Source organism: Dehalococcoidia bacterium (genome assembly GCA_028711995.1).
In the GTDB taxonomy this organism is placed as follows: domain Bacteria; phylum Chloroflexota; class Dehalococcoidia; order SZUA-161; family SpSt-899; genus JAQTRE01.
This window is the reverse complement of record JAQTRE010000175.1, coordinates 1-5,174: the sequence shown is the minus strand read 5'-3', so window position 1 is coordinate 5,174 and position 5,174 is coordinate 1. Positions and strand designations below refer to the sequence as shown.

The 5,174-nt window shown below is 49.6% G+C and carries 6 protein-coding genes and 1 tRNA gene; 4 read left to right on the top strand and 3 right to left on the bottom strand.

Annotation, left to right across the window (positions count from 1 at the left end; genetic code table 11):
* Nucleotides 1-143: IS630 family transposase (locus PHV74_14845; GenBank protein MDD5095633.1), on the top strand; the 143-nt coding region annotated here is incomplete at its 5' end.
* 281 nt (nucleotides 144-424) lie between these two features.
* Here the strand turns inward: PHV74_14845 and PHV74_14840 are convergent.
* Nucleotides 425-610: a helix-turn-helix transcriptional regulator gene (locus PHV74_14840; protein ID MDD5095632.1), complete on the bottom strand. Its 186-nt coding sequence runs from the start codon at nucleotides 608-610 to the stop codon at nucleotides 425-427.
* Nucleotides 611-823: 213 nt separating this feature from the next.
* Between PHV74_14840 and PHV74_14835 the strand changes: the two genes are divergently transcribed.
* Nucleotides 824-973 carry a hypothetical protein gene (locus tag PHV74_14835; protein ID MDD5095631.1) on the top strand — a complete coding sequence of 50 codons (150 nt, stop codon included), beginning with the start codon at nucleotides 824-826 and terminating at the stop codon, nucleotides 971-973.
* Between the two features lie 43 nt (nucleotides 974-1,016).
* On the opposite strand, the gene PHV74_14830 is transcribed toward PHV74_14835, so the two are convergent.
* Nucleotides 1,017-1,129 (bottom strand) — tRNA-Trp (locus PHV74_14830).
* Between the two features lie 261 nt (nucleotides 1,130-1,390).
* On the opposite strand from PHV74_14830, the gene PHV74_14825 reads away from it, so the two are divergent.
* A complete protein-coding gene (locus PHV74_14825) occupies nucleotides 1,391-2,626 on the top strand; it encodes a CoA transferase (protein MDD5095630.1) in 1,236 nt (411 codons plus the stop codon).
* Between the two features lie 17 nt (nucleotides 2,627-2,643).
* Here the strand turns inward: PHV74_14825 and PHV74_14820 are convergent, their stop codons facing one another.
* Nucleotides 2,644-3,015, bottom strand: a complete 372-nt coding sequence (locus PHV74_14820) for a hypothetical protein (GenBank protein ID MDD5095629.1) — start codon at nucleotides 3,013-3,015, stop codon at nucleotides 2,644-2,646.
* Between the two features lie 364 nt (nucleotides 3,016-3,379).
* Between PHV74_14820 and hpt the strand changes: the two genes are divergently transcribed.
* On the top strand, nucleotides 3,380-4,768 hold the full coding sequence (gene hpt / locus PHV74_14815) for a hypoxanthine phosphoribosyltransferase (protein MDD5095628.1): 1,389 nt from the start codon (nucleotides 3,380-3,382) through the stop codon (nucleotides 4,766-4,768).
* The last annotated feature ends 406 nt before the right edge of the window (nucleotides 4,769-5,174 follow it).

Genomic DNA, 5,174 nt, shown 5'->3' with positions numbered 1-5,174 from the left:
TTGATCACATCTCCACGGTAACGAAAGAAGTCGAGGCATGGTGCAAGAGCAGAAACAATCTAAATGCCAAGATTAATTGGCATTTTACCATAGACGACGCCAGGGTAAAATTGAGACGGCTTTATCCATCAATCATTACGTGACATGACACTAGTGACATATGCTGGTTTAGGAGAGGTCAAATATGCCGGACTTTGAGGATTTGGTAACACAATTATCAGATGTCATAGAAGATTTCTTCTGTGACGGTGCAAGAATCGGCCCGGTGTAGCATCGGGCAGGCGTCCTACCTTTTGTGACACTTCCTACGGTGTCCACAATGCCGAAGGTAGAATCCACGTGGGTGACGCGTTTCATGTACCACTCCTGATTGGGGTGTTGGACTTCTGCTTGGAATAGAAGCTGAAGAAACTCATTCGGGGCATCACCAGAATTCAATTTCCCTTGGCTTCACTTTCAGGGCCTCGGCAAGTGTGCGGCGGGTCTTGAAGTTCGGTTTGTGGTATTTGTTTTCGATACTGACAATGGTTGACTTCGCCACCTTGGCCAGTGCGGCCAGGTCTGCCTGACTCAACGCATTCTCCTCACGAAGTTCCTTGAGAGTTGCCATGGTAACTCCTTAATCCCCCCGTGATACTAAAACTACCGGAATCATACCACAATTGGCCCAATATAACATTGACTCCATTGGTACAACAGAAGTAGTATAATAGGCTTATAATGATATGATACTGGACTTACTATTGCATCAAGAAGATGGAACTGATTCGATTTTACTATTCCCAAAAAGTGGGAGATTGGGAAATTTTAAGGAGTTTGACTGATGACAGATGAGAGCAAGGCATTGGTAATTCAGGGTGAAAAACTGCCCAAAACACCGAACAGGGAAATTGTCACCCGGTCCCGGGCGATGAAGACCGGTGGGTCAATGTTCGTAACGATTCACAGCTTCATGGGAAGTCTGAAAAATTGATCACGAAATGATCACGGCGTTATTCTTCGTTGTCACTCCTCATTGGTCTATCGGTGGGGATTTTGAGGCTAAACCGGGACGTTGTCACCCGTTGCTATACGCTTTTAGTCCCTAGCTGCGGAGTTTTGGAGACCGCTGCTCTACCAGCTGAGCTACACCCCTACAGCTTCAAAATTATACCTTAAATCTATCTCAAAGTCCACAATTGCCGGCATTTTGCCGATATATCCATTCACTGCCATATTCTTCACACGCGCATGAAGACGCTGTTGTTGCGCTGAAATGGAGCAAGCCCAACTTGGCAAAACGCCAACAGCGACGTGGTACAATAGGTGGAAAGGCAGAGGTAGAAGCGATATAGAGACGATCTGCCATCGCCCCGCAGTCACAATCTGATTCTACACCACCCCGGAGAACATGATGGAAGAGCAAAAACAGACAAAAGGGCCTCTTGAGGGGGTAAGAGTCATCGATCTCACCAGAGCTCTCGCCGGACCGTATGGCTCTCTGATCTTGGCTGACCTGGGGGCTGAGATCATCAAGATCGAGCTTCCACAAGAGGTGGCCATCGAGTTTGGGTCGAGGACGCCGCTGGATCAGCGCTATTCGTATAAGGATGAGGATGTCTATTTCCTCAGCGCCAACCGCAACAAGAAAAGCCTGGCTCTAAATCTGAGAGCGCCCCGGGCCAGAGAGGTCTTTTATGACCTGACTAGGAAGTCAGATGTTGTCTACGATAACTTCCGGCCGGACGTTATGGCGAAGTTGGGAGTTGATTATGAAACCCTGAAACGGATCAACCCGCGCATCATCTCCTGTTCCCTTACCGGATTTGGGAATAGAGGACCCTACAAGGATAGGCCAGCTTTTGATTTGATAATCCAGGCCTTGAGTGGAGGCATGAGTATCACCGGCCATCCTGACCCCAGCTATCCACCGGCGCGATCGGGGATACCGATTGCTGACCTGGCGGGGGGAATGTTTGCCGCTCAAGGTATCACGTCTGCGCTATATGCCCGGGAACGTACCGGCGAAGGGCAAAGAGTTGATGTGGCACTGTTGGATGGCCAGATATCGATGCTCTCTTACATCGCCGCCTATTATCTTATCTCGGGGGTAGTTGAAAGACGACTGGGGTCGCGCCATCAAACCAACCCTATCTACGGGGCTTATAAGACCATGGATAACTATGTGGTCATCTGTGCTCACAGAGGAAGCTTCTGGAAAAATCTGTGCCGTGCGCTGGACCGCGAGGAGTTGGCGCTCGACTCACGTTTCGACACAGATGTGAAGCGTATACACAACATGGAGGAACTTGGGACAGTGTTGGATGAAATCTTCGCTACCAGGACCACGGCAGAGTGGCTGGAACGCCTGCATAAGTGCGATGTGCCTTGTGCTCCCATTAATACTATACCTGAAGCCCTCAACGACCCGCAAGTGCTTCATCGCAATATGGTGGTAAGCCTGAAACATCCCGACGGGGGCGAGATACGGGTTCCAGGGAACCCTATCAAGATGTCCGGCACTACGCAGCACCCTTATGAATACCCCCACAAATTAGGACAGGATACCGAAGATATCCTCCATGGCCTTCTGGGATATTCCATGCACCGGATCGATGAATTGAGACAGGCTCGAATAATCGGATAGCTGCCAGCCCGAGAAATCTAGTGATGATTATCGAGCATCCTGTCGGCTTCTTCTATTGAACTGGCTATCGGGGCCTCATGCGCGCCAGCCTCTCTTTCCTTCCTCCTGAGTTGCATCACAGATACCTTATCCCCTACAACCCGGACGGTTCTTCCCACGCCAAGCTCCGCAGCGATCTTCATGACCCGTTCAATGTCGTTCGTACCCTGTGGCGTTAATGCCTTAAGCTCAGACCCATCAGTGATGATATCAAAGCCGGGCTTTAGCTTCTTCATTGCCGCAATACTCCGATCAGCTGTCTCCTTCGCCTCCTCATCGGTGAAAAAGCCACTTATTTTCATATAAAGTCTGTTCTTCTCCACATTTGCTCTCGCCTCGGATATACCCATTTTGGTAACCTCCTTTGTGTATTCCCGCAGTCCTACCCTCTCCACGATTATCGGGGTTTTAAGGCTCGTTTACAGCAGTATACCCCCCTGAAATATGTCATTGGAGCACACGCTCAAATTGTTCTGAGGTTCAGCTACAATAAGAGATTCATCGTATCACGCACAAGTTTTACCATATTTAAAGACACCATTGGGCTTGCACCGAGAACCCCTTTGAACTTATGTCTGGATAAGAAGAGACTTGATCTGATTGACATGTGGCTCCCTCAAACCTAGAATTGAACTGGAGGGCCGATTGGTTTCAAGCAGCGAGCGCAATTACTACAAGGCAATCCGGCGCGTGGCGGCCAGCTTGAATTCAGGCATGTCCCTGAAACAAGTTGCGGACATTGTTGTTCGGGGAACAGCAGGTGCGATTGGCGGCGGAGCTTCTCTAGTGTTGCTCGATTCCACACACACCAGGCTGATCCACAGCTCCTCCTGGGGACTGCCTCAATTTTATCTCCGCAAAGGACTCCTCAAGGCCGATAAGAGTCTCTCTGAGGTCAGCAATGGACAGGTGGTGGTTATTTCCGAAGTTAGAGGAGACAGTCGCATTCAGTACCCCGAACTGGCCGCCAAAGCAGGCATCGCCTCACTGCTGGGAGTACCTGTAACTATAGGTGCCGTTACGGTAGGCAGCCTGAGAGCTTACTCAAAATCAACCACCGAATTTACACAGGCGGACATCAATTTTGTCACAGCTATGGCCAACTTGGCCGCCATGGGTATTCGCGTTCATCTATTGGAGCAAGAAAAGCAGAAATTCGAAAAGGCAATGAATGAAGCTGAATCAGGGACAGCTCTACTGCGCCAGGTTCGATCCGTGACTTTCGCTCACCCCAGCGAAGAGGAATTGGCGCATATTCTGGATTTCTATCAAATCGACTGGGTATATGAACCCAGATCATTCCCGTTGACGTGGGAGAGTGATCGAATAACGGAGATGTTCACCCCGGATTTCTATCTTCCTGCCCTTGATCTCTATATCGAGCTGACGACCTTAAAGCAAAGTCTGGTCACTGAAAAGAACCGCAAGTTGCGTCGTCTGAGGGAACTTTACCCCGAGATCGCAATAAATCTGCTATACAAAAAAGATATTCACCGCCTCCTGGCCAAGTATGGATGCGGTCCATTAGCTCAGGCTAAGGGGCAGGGCATCGGGAAGACACTCTTTTCCAATGTTGAAATCCAAAGGCGAGTGCAAGAGCTTGCTCAGCAAATATCCATAGATTATACCGACCGCCGCCCGATTATGGTGGGTATACTGCGGGGGGTCTTCTGCTTCATCGCCGATCTGGTTCGCGCCATGACAATCCCGGTTGAGGTGGAGTTCATGGCCATATCGCACTATGAGGCGAAGGGAAACTCCGTGAGGATTACCAAAGACCTGGAGATGGATGTATCCGGCAGGCATCTCATCGTAGTAGAAGACATTGTAGATACCGGCATGACCTTGAACTATATGCTCCATTACCTGAATGGCAAGCAGCCCGCCAGCCTGGCTGTGTGCGCTCTATTGGACAAGAAAGTGAGGCGGATGGCCGAGGTCCGGCTTGACTACATCGGCTTCGAGGTACCTGATGAGTTTGTCGTTGGATACGGTCTGGACTATAAGGATGAATATCGAAATCTGCCGTTTATAGGAACACTGGAATCGCCACAGGTGGAAGTCGGACAGACTGCCTCGGGGAAAGTGGTTAAGGGGGGGTAGAACAAAAAATCTCCTAGGTAACTTTAGCTCTTCGTTGTGTTCCCGCTCCGAACCTCTCTTTTCGGGTAACTCCTACTCAATTGCCTCTTTTCAGGTTCCCCTTACTCGGTTGCTCTTTTTCAGATAACTCTTACTCGGTTGCTCTTTTTCAGGTTCCCCTTACTCAATTGCTTCCTTTCAGGTTTCCCCTACTGAGTTACCTCTTCGCCTTCCCACAACACTGCATCGGCTACCTAGGAGATTTGTAGTGTATCACATGGATATAGATTTGTCAATATGCCGCATGGCTTCATAATTAAAGTTACCGAGTGGAGGGGTGTTGCCTCAAAATAAGAGTTACCGAAATATTGGAGGAGAGGATGACAGGAGGCAGCATACGGGAGTATGCCAAGACGATGCGGGGGCG

Excerpts from the sequence above, each read along its gene's own strand:
- PHV74_14840 (MDD5095632.1), bottom strand. The coding sequence starts at position 610 with ATGGCAACTCTCAAGGAACTTCGTGAGGAGAATGCGTTGAGTCAGGCA.
- PHV74_14835 (MDD5095631.1), top strand. The coding sequence starts at position 824 with ATGACAGATGAGAGCAAGGCATTGGTAATTCAGGGTGAAAAACTGCCC.
- PHV74_14825 (MDD5095630.1), top strand. The coding sequence starts at position 1,391 with ATGATGGAAGAGCAAAAACAGACAAAAGGGCCTCTTGAGGGGGTAAGA.
- PHV74_14820 (MDD5095629.1), bottom strand. The coding sequence starts at position 3,015 with ATGGGTATATCCGAGGCGAGAGCAAATGTGGAGAAGAACAGACTTTAT.
- hpt (MDD5095628.1), top strand. The coding sequence starts at position 3,380 with ATGTCCCTGAAACAAGTTGCGGACATTGTTGTTCGGGGAACAGCAGGT.